Source organism: Pseudomonas sp. AL10 (assembly GCF_029960685.1).
Lineage (GTDB): Bacteria > Pseudomonadota > Gammaproteobacteria > Pseudomonadales > Pseudomonadaceae > Aquipseudomonas > Aquipseudomonas lactis.
Window position 1 is genome coordinate 37,185 of record NZ_JASBQZ010000023.1, and the last position, 15,899, is coordinate 53,083.

13 protein-coding genes are annotated in these 15,899 nt (G+C 63.0%); 5 read left to right on the forward strand and 8 right to left on the reverse strand.

All coding sequences use genetic code 11. The annotated features are described in order from the left end of the window. The first annotated feature begins 20 nt into the window (after nt 1-20). The 5 genes from cobG to QK296_RS19560 all read left to right on the forward strand — a co-directional run bounded on the left by cobG (nt 21) and on the right by QK296_RS19560 (nt 5,371). Complete coding sequence (gene cobG / locus QK296_RS19540) at nt 21-1,367, forward strand: precorrin-3B synthase (RefSeq protein ID WP_094774986.1); 1,347 nt, start codon at nt 21-23, stop codon at nt 1,365-1,367. Continuing rightward, nucleotides 1,360-1,986: a precorrin-8X methylmutase gene (locus QK296_RS19545; RefSeq protein ID WP_003188162.1), complete on the forward strand. Its 627-nt coding sequence runs from the start codon at nt 1,360-1,362 to the stop codon at nt 1,984-1,986. The genes cobG and QK296_RS19545 overlap by 8 nt, the downstream gene beginning before the upstream one ends. Next, nucleotides 1,986-2,717 carry a precorrin-2 C(20)-methyltransferase gene (locus QK296_RS19550; RefSeq protein WP_032893769.1) on the forward strand — a complete coding sequence of 244 codons (732 nt, stop codon included), beginning with the start codon at nt 1,986-1,988 and terminating at the stop codon, nt 2,715-2,717. The genes QK296_RS19545 and QK296_RS19550 overlap by 1 nt, the downstream gene beginning before the upstream one ends. After that, nucleotides 2,717-4,354 carry a precorrin-3B C(17)-methyltransferase gene (gene cobJ / locus QK296_RS19555; RefSeq protein ID WP_282391204.1) on the forward strand — a complete coding sequence of 546 codons (1,638 nt, stop codon included), beginning with the start codon at nt 2,717-2,719 and terminating at the stop codon, nt 4,352-4,354. Before QK296_RS19550 ends, cobJ begins: the two co-directional genes overlap by 1 nt. 237 nt (nt 4,355-4,591) lie before the next feature. Then, on the forward strand, nt 4,592-5,371 hold the full coding sequence (locus QK296_RS19560; RefSeq protein WP_034134791.1) for a hypothetical protein: 780 nt from the start codon (nt 4,592-4,594) through the stop codon (nt 5,369-5,371). On the opposite strand, the gene QK296_RS19565 is transcribed toward QK296_RS19560, so the two are convergent. The 8 genes from QK296_RS19565 to prmA all read right to left on the reverse strand — a co-directional run bounded on the left by QK296_RS19565 (nt 5,368) and on the right by prmA (nt 15,796). Further along, nucleotides 5,368-5,964 carry a MarC family protein gene (locus QK296_RS19565; RefSeq protein WP_003171467.1) on the reverse strand — a complete coding sequence of 199 codons (597 nt, stop codon included), beginning with the start codon at nt 5,962-5,964 and terminating at the stop codon, nt 5,368-5,370. The two genes, QK296_RS19560 and QK296_RS19565, sit on opposite strands and share 4 nt — an antisense overlap. A gap of 160 nt (nt 5,965-6,124) precedes the next feature. Beyond that, a complete protein-coding gene (locus QK296_RS19570) occupies nt 6,125-8,896 on the reverse strand; it encodes a hybrid sensor histidine kinase/response regulator (protein ID WP_003188166.1) in 2,772 nt (923 codons plus the stop codon). A gap of 116 nt (nt 8,897-9,012) precedes the next feature. Beyond that, nucleotides 9,013-10,305, reverse strand: coding sequence for a phosphoribosylamine--glycine ligase (gene purD / locus QK296_RS19575; protein WP_282391205.1), 1,293 nt, complete (start codon nt 10,303-10,305; stop codon nt 9,013-9,015). Between the two features lie 125 nt (nt 10,306-10,430). Then, on the reverse strand, nt 10,431-12,038 hold the full coding sequence (gene purH, locus QK296_RS19580; RefSeq protein WP_003188169.1) for a bifunctional phosphoribosylaminoimidazolecarboxamide formyltransferase/IMP cyclohydrolase: 1,608 nt from the start codon (nt 12,036-12,038) through the stop codon (nt 10,431-10,433). 82 nt (nt 12,039-12,120) lie between these two features. Beyond that, nucleotides 12,121-12,441, reverse strand: coding sequence for a DNA-binding transcriptional regulator Fis (gene fis / locus QK296_RS19585; RefSeq protein WP_002555375.1), 321 nt, complete (start codon nt 12,439-12,441; stop codon nt 12,121-12,123). Beyond that, on the reverse strand, nt 12,438-13,451 hold the full coding sequence (gene dusB / locus QK296_RS19590; RefSeq protein ID WP_003188182.1) for a tRNA dihydrouridine synthase DusB: 1,014 nt from the start codon (nt 13,449-13,451) through the stop codon (nt 12,438-12,440). The genes fis and dusB overlap by 4 nt, the downstream gene beginning before the upstream one ends. Nucleotides 13,452-13,636: 185 nt before the next feature. Beyond that, nucleotides 13,637-14,887, reverse strand: coding sequence for a DUF3426 domain-containing protein (locus QK296_RS19595; protein WP_057709634.1), 1,251 nt, complete (start codon nt 14,885-14,887; stop codon nt 13,637-13,639). Nucleotides 14,888-14,917: 30 nt separating this feature from the next. After that, a complete protein-coding gene (gene prmA / locus QK296_RS19600) occupies nt 14,918-15,796 on the reverse strand; it encodes a 50S ribosomal protein L11 methyltransferase (protein WP_003188187.1) in 879 nt (292 codons plus the stop codon). Nucleotides 15,797-15,899: the final 103 nt, after the last annotated feature.

Here is a 15,899-nt window from a genome sequence, read left to right on the forward strand (position 1 = left end):
ATCCGACGGGCAGGCTTTTCATGCCGCCGGACAAAGCAGGCATAATACCGCGCCTTTACCCGTCAACCGGTAGCCCCGTGAACTCAACGCCTGCTGTGAATACCTTGCGCCCCTCGGCTTGTCCGGGGTTGCTGCGTATTGTCCAGGCGTTGGACGGCGGCATTTGCCGGGTCAAATTGGCGGGCGGCGCGATCACTGCCGCCCAGGCCCACGCCGTGGCAGAGGCGGCCCAAGCGTATGCGGGCGGGGTGATCGAGGCGACCAACCGCGCCAACCTGCAGATTCGCGGCATCGGCGCCGAGCAGAAAGCGTTGATCGCCCGGCTGCTGGCGGCGGGCCTGGGCCCCAGCAACGCAGGCGGTGACGATGTGCGCAACCTGATGCTCAGCCCCAGCGCCGGCATCGACCCGCAGATGCTGTTCGACACCCGCCCGCTGGCCGCGCAGATTCTCGCCACCCTGGAGAACCATCCGAGTTTCCATCAACTGTCGGCCAAGTTCGCGGTGCAACTCGACGGCGGCGAAGACCTGGCGATGCTCGAGCATCACCACGACCTGTGGTTGTCGGCATTCGTACGCCATGGCGAAACCCTGCTCGCGTTCGGCCTGGCGGGTTGTCCGGGCCTGGATGCGCCCGTGGCGGCCGTGCCATTGCATCAGGGGCATGGGTTGGTGGTGGCCGTGCTCCAAGCGTTTCTGGACCTCGCCACCCCAGAGCAAACGCGCATGCGCCATTTGCCTGTGGATAACGTGCTGAGCCATTTGCGGGTGCCGTTGCTGCCCGTCGACGGCTTCACACGCCCGCCCAGCGACGCGTCGCTGCAGGTGGGCACTTATCCACAAGTGCAAAAGAATCAGTTCTACGTTGCCGCCCTCGCGCCCTTGGGCCGCCTGGACCCAACGATGCTCAAGGGCGCCGCACAACTGGCCAGTGACTATGGGGACGGCTCCTTGCGCTTCACCCCTTGGCAAGGCGTGCTGGTGCCCAACGTCGAAAAGCCTCACGCCGTGACCGAGCGCCTGGCGCAACTGGGCTTTATCTGCTCCCTCGGCCACCCGCTGGCGCGCATGATTGCCTGCACCGGCTCCAGCGGCTGCGCAAAAGGCCTGGCCGACACCAAGGCCGACGCCGTGCAACTGGCCGCTCTGCAATCGAGCGTTGAGGTGCATCTGTCCGGCTGCCCGCGCTCCTGCGCTGCCGCGCACACCGCGCCCGTCACCTTGCTGGCGGTGAGCCCCGGCCACTACGACCTCTATTTTCGCGAGGCAGCCCAGCCTGGTTTTGGCCGGCTGCACGCGCGCACTCTTTCCATTGAAGCGGCGGGCGCCCTGTTGCGCGCTCGTCCACGGAGCAACACCGATGATTGATTACATCCGCGACGGTCAGGAGATCTATCGCAACTCCTTCGCCATTATTCGCGCGGAAGCCAAGTTGGACCGCATCCCGGCTGATTTGGAAAAACTCGCGGTGCGGGTGATTCATGCGTGCGGCATGGTTGAGGCCATCGACGGCCTGCAATTCTCCGAAGGAGCGGGCAAGGCCGGGCGCGACGCATTGGCCGCTGGCGCGCCGATTCTGTGCGATGCGCGGATGGTGTCCGAAGGCGTGACCCGCGCACGCCTGCCGGCCAATAACCAGGTGATCTGTACCCTACGTGACGACAGCGTGCCGGAGCTGGCGCGCGAGTTGGGCAATACCCGCTCTGCCGCTGCACTGGAACTGTGGCGCCCGCATTTGGAAGGCAGTGTGGTGGTGATCGGCAATGCGCCGACCGCGTTGTTCTATCTGTTGGAAATGCTCGATGCCGGCGCGCCGAAACCGGCGTTGATCCTGGGTTTCCCGGTGGGCTTTGTCGGCGCCGCCGAATCCAAGGCGATGCTCGCCGCTGACAGCCGTGGGGTGCCGTTCGTGATCATGCAAGGCCGCCTGGGCGGCAGCGCCATGGCTGCCGCCGCCGTCAATGCCCTGGCCACGGAGGTCGAATAATGCAGGTGCGCGGACGTTTGATCGGCCTGGGCGTCGGCCCCGGTGACCCCGAACTGATTACCCTCAAAGCCCTGCGCCTGCTGCGTGAATCGCCGGTGGTGGCGTACTTCGTGGCCAAGGGCAAGAAGGGCAACGCCTTCGGCATCATCGAGGACCACCTAGTGCCGCAACAGACCCTGATGCCGCTGGTGTACCCGGTGACCACCGAAGTGCTGCCCGCGCCGCTGTCCTACGAGCAGGTGATCAGCGACTTCTACGACAACGCCAGCCTCGACGTGGCCGCGCACCTGGACGCAGGCCGCGACGTGGCGGTGATCTGCGAAGGGGACCCGTTCTTCTACGGCTCCTACATGTACCTGCATGACCGCCTGGCCGAGCGCTACGACGCCGAGGTGATTCCAGGCGTGTGTTCGATGCTCGGTGGCGCCTCGGTACTCGGTGCGCCGTTGGTGTATCGCAACCAGAGCTTGTCGGTGCTCTCCGGCGTATTGCCCCATGAGGACCTCAAGCGCCGCCTGGCGGATGCCGATGCCGCCGTGATCATGAAGCTGGGGCGCAACTTCCCGAAGGTGCGCCAAGTGTTGGAAGAGTTGGGCCTGGCCGAGCGGGCGTTGTATGTGGAGCGTGCGACCATGGCCAACCAGAAGATCGTGCCGCTGGACCAGGTGGAGCCGATGTCTTCGCCGTATTTCTCACTGATCATCGTGCCCGGTGAACGGTGGCAAGGTTGATGACCCCGGCGATTGTGATTCTGGGCCAGGGCAGCCTGGCGACTGCGCGCAAGCTCCAGCAGGTTTATCCCGGCGCGTTGATCCATGGCCTGGCCACACGGGTTGAAGGTGCAGACCGCACCTACAGCGAATTCGGCGCGACCTTGCGTCAGCTCTATCAGCAGGGCACGCCACTGATTGCCCTGTGCGCCGCGGGTATTGTTATCCGCACCCTGGCGCCGTTGCTGTTGGAAAAGGGCGAGGAACCCGCCGTGCTGGCGGTGGCCGAAGACGGCAGCGCCGTGGTGCCGTTGCTCGGTGGCCTGGGTGGCGTGAACCTGATGGCGCGCGACATTGCAGCGGCACTCGGTGTGTCCGCCGCCATCACTACCAGCGGCGAGTTGCGTTTTGGCACCTGCCTGCTCAACCCGCCGGCGGGCTATCAATTGGCCGATATCGAGTTGGGCAAACGCTTTGTCTCCGACCTTCTGGCTGGCGAAAGCGTGCGTATCGAAGGCACGGCGCCATGGCTGGAGGACGCTAACCTGCCTCAGGATCAACAAGCGCGCCTGGCGATTCATGTAGGCAGTGCCGAACGCACACCGGCAGCCAACGAATTGCTGATTTACCCGCAGAATGTCTACGTCACCTGCCGGCCGGGTGCGCAGTTGGCCGAGCGTGTGCGCACGGCGCTGCAGGAGGCGGGTGTGGCCGTGCAATCCCTGGCCTGCCTGCTGGCCAGCGACTTGCAGATGGCTGACGCGTCGTTGCATGAAGCTGCGTCGGCCTTGGGCGTACCGCTGCGTTTTGCTGCGCTGACACCCGTTGCGGATATCAGCATTACCGTGGCCGAGCAGCCCTTGGACCTGTCACAGGTGGGGCGCCCGCGCGGGCGTCTGGCGGTGATCGGCCTGGGCCCCGGCGCCGCTGAACTGATGGTGCCGGCGGTGAAGGCGGAACTGGCGCGTTGCACCGATGTGCTGGGGTATGAAACCTACGTGCGCATGGCCGGGCCGTTCCGGGACGATCAAGTGCAACACTGCACTGACAACCGCGAAGAAATGCAGCGCGCTCGCCATGCTTTCGAGTTGGCCGCGCAGGGCCGCTCGGTGGTGGTGGTGTCGTCCGGCGACCCTGGCGTATTCGCCATGGCTGCGGCAGTGATCGAAGCGCTGCACGAGTCCAGTGAGCCGGCCTGGCATCAGGTCGACCTGGAAATCCTGCCGGGGGTTTCCGCTTCGCTGGCCACCGCTGCCCAGGCGGGCGCGCCGCTGGGGCATGACTTCTGTGTGATGTCGCTGTCGGATAACCTCAAGCCCTGGTCGATCATCGAAAAACGCCTGGACCTGGCTTCCCAGGCCGACCTGGCCTTGGCGTTCTACAACCCGATCTCGCGGTCGCGGCCTTGGCAACTGGGGCGCGCCCTGGAGATCGTCGCGCTGCATCGCACGCCACAGACGCCAGTGGTGCTGGGCCGTGACATCGGCCGCCCAGGCCAGACGCTGCGCGTCACCACCTTGGGGCAACTGACCCCCGAGCAGGTGGACATGCGCACCATGGTGCTGATCGGTTCATCCACCACCTGTGTGTTCCCTCGCGCCGGTGGCGGCGAGTGGGTGTACACGCCACGTTGGTATGGCGACAAACCCAGCTCCTGAAAACAGCCCCGTTGGCTGCCGGAAAGCTCCGAATAACCCAGGGATTGCTCTGGTGTTGTTCGGGGCTTTTTCTTTTTTCTGCGATGAAAACCAGAAGCCTGCCGCTCGCACCTTGTTATTGCTGGGCGCTGGTTTTGGGCGGGGCAGGCCAAGGGATGTTTGTCGCATGGAAACCCCGCTGCTCCCTGGACTAGTGTGGAAGCAAGCCCCATGTGGGGTGTTTGTGGAGAACAGAAAATGGAGCGACGTCACAGAAGGATCAACAGCAAAAAAAGGCGCAAGTTGATTGCCGCCTACAAGTTACCGGGCGCACCTGCCAGGCAGGCCACGGCAGTGTTGGATAGCGAGGATGATTGCAATGCGGCCGTGGTGAACAACGGCGTGATTTCGTTTGCCGAAGGCTTGTCGGCGTTGAACCGGGAATACGTGCGCAAAAGCTATCTGCTGGCCAGCAGTTATGTGAGCGATGTGCTGAAGGTCCAGCGGGGCAGCGAGGCGTGGTACGAGGAATTTATCAAGGTCATGGTCAGCCTGGGGTGGCTGCCGCTGCGCAGTCGCTTTGAGCGGGTCTCGCGTGCGGGCAAGGGCCTGACGGTGCAACTGGCGGCGCTGAATATCATCGCCTCGATGCTGACGTCGACCGCGCTGTCCGGGCCGTTGCTCAGCGCCTTGCCAAAACTGGCCGCCGATGCGCTGGACGCATTGAAGCGTCAGCCAGCGTCTTTCGAGCTGTTCAAGCGCAATTGCGCGGTGCGTGAGGGCGGCGATTTCGGCCTGGCCTCCTGCGCTGAAACAGACGGCGAGTTGATCATGGTGCTGGTGACCTACAGCACCCATGGTGTGGATAAACAGGTGGGCCTGCCGTTCCTGGAGTGGGACAGCTCCTCGTTCGAGGCCTTCAGCGGGCAGACTTGCCTGGTGCTCAATACCTCGATGGTCAACGAGAAAACCATCCAACTGATGCGCGAAAGCGCCGGTGACAAAGTCGAAATGGCGATCGCCAAATACCGGATCTAGGGCACCAGGTAGCCGCGTACCCCGGTAAAAATGATTTGTGCGGCCAGGGCGCAGACGAACAGGCCCATCAACCGGCTGACAATCTGCAAGCCCTGGTCGCCGAGAATGCGTTCGATACGGTTGGACAGGTACAGCACCACGCCCACCGTCAGGCTGGCCAGGGCAATACTGAGGATGGCGGTGAGCTTGTCATCCCAGTGCGGTTGGCTGACCCCCATCACCAGCAAGGCGCCGATGGTGCCGGGGCCGACGGTGAGGGGGATGGTCAGCGGCACGATGGTCACGTCCTGCTGCACATTGTCGGTCTGCACCGCCGACTTGCCTTGGGCCATGCCCAGGGCGGAGATAAACAACACGCTGCCGGCGCCGATACGGAACGCGTCGACGGTAATGCCGAACACACTGAAAATCACCCGGCCAAACAGGTAGAGCAGCACGCTCGATACCAGAGTGGCCAGTGCGACTTTCCACGCCAGGCGCCGACGCTCCTTGCTGGAATAGCCACGGGTCAGGCTGATAAAGCAGGACAGCACAAAGAACGGGCTGTAGAGCACCAGCATCTTCAGGTACACGCTGAATAACACATGGAGCATGGGGGTGGCTCGCGGGCGGGGGAAGTGGGGAGGAGTCTATCTGACAGAGATCAAATGTGGGAGCTGGCTTGCCTGCGAAGGCATCGACTCGGTGTGCCTGAATCACCGAGTTGACTGGATCGCAGGCAAGCCAGCTCCCACAGGGGATGGTATTTCAGGTTCAGGATGGGGCGTGTTCCGGGCGCTGTTGGCGCTGCGCCACCCAGTAGTCCACCAGCTCGCGCAGCTGCGACAGCTCCACTGGCTTGGCCATATGCCCGTCCATGCCCGCCTGGCGTGCGCGTTCTTTGTGTTCCGAGAGAATGTGCGCCGTGAGCGCCACCACCGGCGTACGCACGCGTTGGTGGCTCACTTCCCACGCCCGCAGTTGCTGCGTGGCCGAGAAACCATCGAGGATCGGCATCTCGCAGTCCATCAAGACCAGGTCATAGCGCTGGGCTTTCATCGCTTGCAACGCTTCTTCGCCGTTGCTGGCGGTGTCTGGGTTGAGGTTGAGCTTGCCGAGCATGCCGCGAATCACTTTGGTGGAAATGCTGTTGTCTTCGGCCACCAGGATGCGGAAATCGCTGGGCACGGTGATGGCGGCCGGTGCGCTGGGGGCCGGGCGTGCCACGAGGGCACCTTTGCTGCGCTGGGTCAGTTCATCGGCCAGGGTGGTCTTGAGGGTATAGCCCGCCACCGGTTTGGCGAGGATGCGCTTGATCCCGCAGTTGCGCGCAATGATCTTGCTCGGTGCGTTACTGATGCCGGTGAGCATGATCAGCAGGATGTCGTGGTTAAGGCTCGGGTCTTCCTTGATCTTCGCCGCCAGTTGCATGCCGGTCATGCCGGGCATGTTCTGGTCCAGCAGCACCACGTCAAAGTAATCACGCAGGTGCGCCTTGGTACGCAGTAGCGCCAGGGCCTCCTTGCCCGAAGGCGCGGCGCTGACGTTCAGGCCCCAAGCCGTGCATTGCTGCACCAGCACTTTGCGGCAGGTGTCGTTGTCGTCCACCACCAGCACACGGGCGTCCTTGAGCGGGCCGTCGAGGTCGCTGGTCGGGTGCTCCAGGCGTTCCGGGTCCAGTGGCAGGGTCAGCCACAGGGTGCTGCCCTGGTGACTGCCGCTCTTGACGCCGAACTCGCCGTTCATCAACAGGATCAACTGGCGGGCGATGACCAGGCCCAGGTGGCCGCTCAAGCGCGTCGCCGACAGGAAGTTCTTGCTGTGCAGTTCGCTGTGCAGCAGGGCGTCGCGTTCGGCAGCTTCCATGGGTACGCCACTGTCTTGCACGGCAATGCGCAGGCGCGGCTTGGTGCTGCGCTCATCCAGGGCGACAACGATCAGCACTTCGCCTTCATCGGTTTTGTGCAGGGCGTTTTCCAGAAGGCTCAGTAAAGCCTGGCGCAGTCGCGTCGGGTCACCGCTGATCACCCGTGGCACCTGGGGCTGGATGAAGCTGATCAGCTCGACATTCTGTTGCTCGGCCTTGGCGCGGAAGATACTCATGCAGTCGTCGATCAATGCATTGAGATCGAACTGCACATCATCGAGTTCGATCTGGCCGGATTCGAGCTTGGAAATGTCGAGAATCTCGTTGATCAGGGTGAGCAACTCGTTACCGGCGCTGTGGATGGTCTGCACATAGTCGCGTTGCTTCACCGACAGGGGAGTGCCCAGCAGTAACTCGGTCATGCCCAGCACGCCGTTCATGGGGGTGCGGATTTCGTGGCTGATCTTCGCCAGGAACTCGGCCTTGGCGGCGATTTCGGCGTTGCTGGCCGCCAGGTCGCGGCTGAGGCTGAAGCGGGTTTCGACAATGGCGCGCTGGCGCTCGCCGAGGGCCAGGCTCATCAGTAGGCCGCTGAGGCAGATAAAGCTCAGCAGGGTGACGATCAGGCCTTGTGGCGCCACCAGGGTGAGGCCGAGCAGGGCGGGCAGGATGATCAGCGTGCCGATGTTGAACACCACCATGGCCGCCACGAACAGGCGCGCCGGGCGATAGCCTTTTTGCCAGTGATAGGCCGAGACAAACAGCATGCTCAGGCCTGCCAGCGCGACCAGGGCATAGGTGATGATGTTCAACGGCAAGGTGTTGACGAACAACAGCAGCAGGCCGCACAGGACGATCAGCAGGATGTCGGCCATCAGCACTTTGTTCAGCGGGTGCGGGCCCAGGGGCATGAAGAAGCGGTAGGCAAACATCAGCCCGCAGGGTGCGGTCAGCAACAGGGCCAGATAGGCGCCAGGGGTCTGGATCGCGTGCCAGTTCGGCAGCCACGGCCCCACCAGGTTGAGTAGCAGCGCCAGGCTAAGCATCAACAGGAACTCGCACGCGGCCAGCCACAGGCTACTGCGCGAGCGGTGGTAGGCGAAGCGCGTGAGGTTGTGCAGGATCAGCATCGACAGCACGCCGAACAGCAGGCCGTAGATCAGCGTCTGGTTCTGGTTGGCCGCGGCCAGCACTGCAGGCTCCAGGGTGATGTAAGGGCGCAGTTCGTGTTCCGAGACCAGCCGCAGGTACACCTCCAGAGGCTGTTGGCTCTGGGGCATCGGTAACATGAAGTCACTGCTGGGCAGCGGGCGCTCAGCCTGGGGTTGGCGAGTGCCGGTGATTTGTTGCTCCACCAGGGTGTCGCCGTCCAGCACGTACAGGCTGAGGCTGGACAGGTCCGGGGCGAACACCCGCAGCACTTGTTCGTGCTTGCCGGGCTGCAACCTGAAACGCACCCACAACGCACCGTCCGGCTGCGCGGCAGTGATGCGGTTCAGTTCGATGGGGCTGAATTGATTGGTATAGCGGGCGGAACGGATGTCGCTCAGTTGCAGGTCGGCCTGTTCATCAAGCAATACCGCCCAGCCACTGCCTTGCGCGGCGGCCTGGGCCGGTAGCAAGCAGAGCAAAGTCAGCAGACTGATTGTGAAACCTATGGCGATCCTGAGCCAGCGCACGGCGAAATCCCTTCGGTAGTTGGATGCACGGGTTAACTATGCGCGGGGCGACAGGGTACGGCAAGGGCCAAAGGCCCTTACCTAACCGAACGGATAGCTACTGCAAGTGTAGCTGCTCAGTTGTTCTCGCCGCGTTCGCGGGCAATGGCACGGTAGCCAATGTCGGTGCGGTAGAAGCAGCCCTTCCAGTCGATTTTCGCCGCCAGTTTGTACGCCTGTTGTTGCGCGGCATCGACACTGGCACCCATCGCGGTGGCGCACAATACGCGGCCACCGGCGGTTACAACTTTGCCGTCCTTGAGCGCGGTGCCCGCATGGAACACCTTGCCTTCCAGCGCAGCGGCAGCGTCGAGGCCTTCGATCGCATCGCCCTTGGCGTAGTCGGCAGGGTAGCCACCGGCCGCCAGTACGATGCCAACGCTCGGGCGTGGGTCCCATTGTGCTTCGACCTTGTCCAGGGCCTGGGCGAGGGCGGCTTCTACCAGCAGCACCAGGCTCGATTGCAGACGCAGCATCACCGGTTGGGTTTCCGGATCGCCGAAACGGCAGTTGAACTCGATGACTTTGGGGTTACCGGCTTTGTCGATCATCAGGCCGGCGTAGAGGAAACCGGTGTACACGTTGCCTTCATCGGCCATGCCACGCACGGTTGGCCAGATCACCAGGTCCATGACGCGCTGGTGCACGTCGGCGGTCACCACCGGCGCCGGGGAGTAGGCACCCATGCCGCCGGTGTTCGGGCCGCTGTCGCCGTTGCCGACGCGCTTGTGGTCCTGGCTGGTGGCCATCGGCAATACGTTCTTGCCGTCGACCATCACGATAAAGCTGGCTTCTTCGCCGTCGAGGAATTCCTCGATGACCACGCGCGAACCGGCGTCACCAAAAGCATTGCCGGCGAGCATGTCGCGCACGGCGTCTTCGGCTTCCTGCGGGGTCATGGCGACAATCACGCCTTTACCGGCAGCCAGGCCATCGGCCTTGATCACGATTGGTGCGCCTTTTTCACGCAGGTAAGCCAGGGCCGGCTCGATCTCGGTGAAGTTCTGGTAATCGGCCGTCGGGATCTTGTGGCGAGCCAGGAAGTCCTTGGTGAAGGCTTTCGAACCTTCCAGCTGGGCGGCGCCAGCGGTAGGGCCGAAGCAATCCAGGCCACGGCTGCGGAACAGATCGACGACGCCAGCCACCAGCGGCACTTCCGGGCCGACGATGGTCAGGGAAACATTCTTCTCGGCAAAATCTGCCAATTGCTCCAGGGCCAGCACGTCGATGGCGACGTTTTCGCACTTGGCTTCGATGGCGGTACCGGCGTTGCCGGGGGCCACGAAGACTTTCTGCACGCGTGGGTCCTGGGCTACTTTCCAGGCCAGGGCGTGTTCACGGCCACCGCTGCCAATGATCAAAACATTCATTTCAAAAACCTCGTTAGGATGATCGTTCCCACGCTCTGCGTGGGAATGCCTCTACGGACGCTCTGCGTCCGAGGGACGCGGAGCGTCCCTGGCTGCGTTCCCACGCGGAGCGTGGGAACGATCAATCAGTGGCGGAAGTGGCGCATGCCGGTGAAGACCATCGCAATGCCCGCTTCATCAGCGGCGGCGATGACTTCTGCATCACGCATCGAGCCGCCCGGTTGGATCACGGCGGTCACGCCTGCTTTCGCGGCGTTGTCCAGGCCGTCACGGAACGGGAAGAACGCATCGGATGCCATCACCGAACCCACCACCTGCAAACCGGCGTGTTCTGCCTTGATCGCGGCGATACGTGCCGAGTTCACACGGCTCATCTGGCCAGCGCCGACACCGATGGTCTGGCGGTTCTTGGCGTAGACGATGGCGTTGGACTTGACGTACTTGGCCACTTTCCAGGCGAAGATCAGGTCGTTGATCTCTTGCTCGGTCGGCGCGCGCTTGGTCACGACTTTCAAGTCGTCGCTGCCGATCATGCCGATGTCGCGGCTCTGTACCAGCAGGCCGCCATTGACGCGCTTATAGTCCCAGGCGGCGGCGCGGTCTGCCGACCACTCGCCACAGGCCAGCAGGCGCACGTTGGCTTTAGCAGCGACGATGGCGCGGGCTTCTTCGCTGACGCTTGGGGCGATGATCACTTCGACGAACTGACGCTCGACGATGGCCTTGGCGGTCTCGGCATCCAGCTCGCGGTTGAAGGCGATGATGCCGCCGAATGCTGATTCAGTGTCGGTGGCGTAGGCCAGTTCGTACGCCTGGCGGATACCGCCTTCAGCGTCCGGGCTGACGGCCACGCCGCACGGGTTGGCGTGCTTGACGATCACGCAGGCCGGCTTGACGAAGCTCTTCACACATTCCAGCGCAGCGTCGGTATCGGCCACGTTGTTGTAGGAGAGTTCCTTGCCCTGCAGTTGAGTAGCGGTGGCGATGCCCACTTCGGCCGGCTTGGCTTCCACGTAGAACGCCGCGCTCTGGTGCGGGTTCTCGCCGTAGCGCATTTCCTGGGCCTTGATGAACTGGCTGTTGAAGGTGCGTGGGAACTGGCTGCGGCCTTCGGTGCTCAAGGTTGGCGCCGCCTGGTTCACGGTGCCCATGTAGTTGGCGATCATGCCGTCGTAGGCGGCGGTGTGTTCGAACGCCTTGAGCATCAGGTCAAAGCGCTGGGCGTAGGTCAGGCCACCGGCCTTGAGGTTTTCCAGGACGCTGGCGTAGTCGCTGGCATTGACCACGATGGCCACGTCCTTATGGTTCTTGGCTGCCGAGCGCACCATGGTTGGGCCGCCGATATCGATGTTTTCGATGGCGGTCGGCAGGTCGCAACCTGGCTTGTTGATGGTGGCTTCGAACGGGTACAGGTTAACGGCCACCAGGTCGATCGGCTTGATACCGTGCTCGGTCATGATGGCGTCGTCGATACCGCGACGGCCGAGGATGCCGCCGTGGATTTTCGGGTGCAGGGTCTTGACGCGACCGTCCATCATTTCTGCGAAACCGGTGTAGTCCGCGACTTCTACTGCGGCCACGCCGTTGTCCTGCAGCAGTTTGAAGGTCCCGCCCGTGGAGAGGATTTCCACACCCAGGGCTTCCAGCTCCCGGGCAAATTCGAGGATCCCGGTCTTGTCGGAAACACTGATCAAGGCGCGGCGGATCGGCAGGCGGGTGGTCTGGTCGGTCATCTCAATTTCCATCAAAAGCAAAGGAAGTCAGCAAAAAAGGCGACCGGTTTTACGCGGGCGCCTTTCTGGTTTGATTGAATGCTTACAGCAAATCGTACTGCTTGAGCTTTTTGCGCAAGGTGCCACGGTTGAGGCCCAGCAGCTCACTGGCTTTGGTCTGGTTGCCCTTGACGTAGTTCATCACGCTTTCGAGCAAGGGCGCCTCGACTTCGGAGAGCACCAGGTTGTACACATCCGTGACGGAAGCGCCCTCAAGGTGGGCGAAATAATTGTGCAGCGCTTTCTCGACACTCCCGCGAAGGGTCTGGCCTTCTTCGCTCGGCGTGTTGAGGTGCTGTTTCAAATTGACGTTGTCGCTCACGGGTGTTGTTCCACTCACTAAAGTCTCGGTCATCATCGTCATGCGGCCACCCCTTCTCCATCCCCTGTTCCCAGGCTCTTGTCGCGTCCGGCGAAGAACTCACGAACGGTGGCGACCTGTGCCTGCGTTTCATCCAAACGATTGAACTGAGCGCGGAATTCCTTGGCGCCCGGCAAGGTGGCGAGATACCAGCCGACATGCTTGCGAGCAATGCGTACTCCCATCACGTCCCCATAGAAGGCGTGCAGGGCGGCCAGATGCTCTAGCAGAATACGTTCCACCTCGACCAACTCTGGTGCCGGCAAGACTTCACCGGTACGCAGGAAATGCTCGATTTCACGAAAAATCCACGGCCGCCCCTGGGCGGCCCGGCCAATCAACAAGCCATCGGCACCGGTCGCGTGCAGCACGCGCCGGGCTTTCTCGGCACTGTCGATGTCGCCATTGGCAAAGACCGGCATCGACACGGCCTGCTTGATCGCGGCAATGGTGTCGTACTCGGCTTCACCGGTATAAAGGTCGGCACGGGTGCGGCCATGCACCGCCAGCGCTGCAATACCTGCCTGTTCAGCGATCTTCGCCACTGTCAGGCCATTCTTGTTGTCCCGGTCCCAACCGGTCCGAATCTTCAGGGTCACCGGCACATCCACTGCGCCGACAACGGCCTGCAGGATCTCGGCGACCAATTGCTCATCTTTCAACAGTGCGGAACCGGCGGCCTTGTTGCAGACCTTTTTGGCCGGGCAGCCCATGTTGATATCGATGATCTGTGCACCCAGCTCCACATTGGCCCGGGCTGCATCCGCCAGCATCTGCGCATCGCCACCGGCGATCTGCACCGAGCGTGGCTCGGGATCACCTTCGTGGATCATGCGCATCCGCGACTTGCGGGTGTTCCACAAACTCATGTCGCTGGTAACCATTTCAGAGACTACTAGACCCGCGCCCAAACGCTTGCACAGCTGACGAAAGGGCTGGTCGGTGACACCCGCCATCGGGGCGAGGATCAAGCCGTTTTGCAATGTGTATGGGCCGATGCGTACCGCCGACATAGGACTTCCCTGTTGTGGGGCCGGATCATTAGAGTTCGAAAAAGGGTTGGCATGATACCCGCTCTCGATGACGGGTTAAAGGCTGAATTGGATAAAATCTGAACAGTTACTTTTTTATCGCCATCGGTTTGGTCGACGGCGGCCAAGTCAATAATCCGCCGTCAAACCTCGGTGGGCACGCCGTTTCACTCGGGCGAATGGAAGCTCAGGCTGTAATTCACGGCTTTGTTGCCGGGGTCCAGGATGTCCAGGGAGATGTGGATCGGCGTCTGCGAGGGCATTTCGCTCACGCCGGCCAACTCGCCGCTCAGGTATTCGGCGGGCTTGAAGCGACGACTGGCAATCAGGCCGCCGTTCAGGTCCGCAAAGCGTAGCTCCAGCAGCGGGAAGGGCTGGGAGAAGGTCGCGCGGTTATAGAGGATGGCATCCACCACCAGCGCCCCGGCGAACTCGGGATGGCTGCGCACCACCAGGTTGCTGCTCTTGATATGGGTAATGTCGACCCGCGATGGCACGGTGCATCCCAGTTTCGGGCACAGCGCCTGGAACCACGGGCGGTAGGCATCCTGGCGGGCCAGGTCGTCGAATTGGTAGGCGATGTACTGGCCGGCCAGGCCTGCGGCGGCGAGCACTACCAGCACTATCCAGACCAGGCGGCGGCCCCAGCCTGACGGGCGCTTCTGTGCATACAGGTGCAGAGGGTCGTCTTCCAGGTCCTGGAGCAGCTCGTCGTGTGCGCCGGCCTCCGTTCTTGCGCGCTTGCGTCGCGCGAACGCGCGGTCTTCGGGTTCCGGCTCGTCGAGGGTGGGGGTCAGCGGCGGGTCGAGGTCGTCATCCACGGCGGTGGCGTGCAGCGCCGGTTCGTCATCGAGGTCGTCGGTGTGGGCCGACATGGACGGTTCGGTGCGCTGTTTGGACGCAGGAGCCTTGGCCGGCTCGGGCTCTTCTTCAGGTGCCTGGGTGCGCTCTTCGGGTGGCTCACTGAACAGGCTGGCCGCCCATTTTTCTTCCTCGGCCTTGACCGTATCGCGGCTGGCGCTGAAGGACTCTTCCTTTTGCCGACGGTCGGCACCTGGCTGGCGACGTTCTGCGCCCACGGCCTGGGTGTGCTGGATCTCGCGACGTTCCAGCCTGGCCAGTTCCTTGTCCAAGTTATCCAGGTCCAGCTCTTCGGCCGTCCACTGCTTCTGGCTGATGGCCCGCGGTGGCTCGGGAGGCGTTTCGACAGTCGGCTCGGTGGCCGGCTCGGCGGTGGTCGGCACTTCAGGCTCCGGCGCAGACGCCTGGGCCCGTTGCTCCAGCAACTGGCGAGCGGCGTTGAATACTTGCAGGCACGAGCCGCAACGCACCACGCCGCGAGCCACGCTCAGCTGAGCGTGGTTGACGCGAAAACGCGATTGGCAATGTGGGCATTGGGTGACGAAACTGTCGGTCATGCGGCCATCCGATTCAGGCAAGCGCTCATTCTAGCGCCGACGACCGCTGATGCGTACCCAGCCATCACGGTTGGCGATCGGGTCCAGCTCGAAGTCCTTGGCGTAGGCCGCAGCCACGTCTTCACCTTGCTCGGCGAGGATGCCCGACAGCGCCAGGCGCCCGCCCGGCTTGACCAGGCTCGACAGTTGCGGCGCCAGCGACACCAGTGGCCCGGCGAGGATATTGGCCACCAGTACGTCGGCCTGAACCTGGGGCAGGTCCTCAGGCAGGTAGAGTGGGAACTTGCCTTCGGCAATGTTGTTGCGCCCGGCGTTATCGCGGGAGGCTTCCAGGGCCTGCACGTCGATATCGGTGCCCACGGCCTCCTTGGCGCCCAGCAGCAGGGCGGCGATTGCCAAAATCCCCGAGCCGCAGCCGAAGTCCAAAATGTTGCTGTCGGTCAGGTCCTGGCCGTCCAGCCATTCCAGGCACAAGGCGGTGGTCGGGTGGGTGCCGGTGCCGAACGCCAGGCCCGGGTCCAGCAGCAGGTTGACGGCGTCTGGCTCTGGAGCGGCGTGCCAGCTTGGCACGATCCACAGGCGCTGGCCGAAACGCATGGGCTGGAAGTTATCCATCCAGCTGCGTTCCCAGTCCTGGTCTTCGATGACTTCGCTGTGATGCTCGGGCAGCGGGCCGCCGGTGAGCAGTTCCATATGGGCCAGCACGGCGGCGGCGTCGGTGCCGTCTTCGAACAGGGCCAGCAAGTGGGTGTGGGACCACAGCGGCGTGGTATTGAGTTCCGGTTCGAAGATCGGCTGGTCTTCGGCGTCCATGAAGGTCACCGACACGGCGCCCACTTCGAGGAACGCGTCTTCGTAGGTTTCGGCTTGTTCTGGGCTGATGGCGAGACGGACTTGCAGCCAAGGCATGGCGGGCACCTTTGAATAAAATGAGTGTGCGGCGGGCTGGCCGCGAAAGCGCGCAAGTTTACGCGAGAGCAAGCCAGAAGACGACTGCGCCGACGATCGTTCC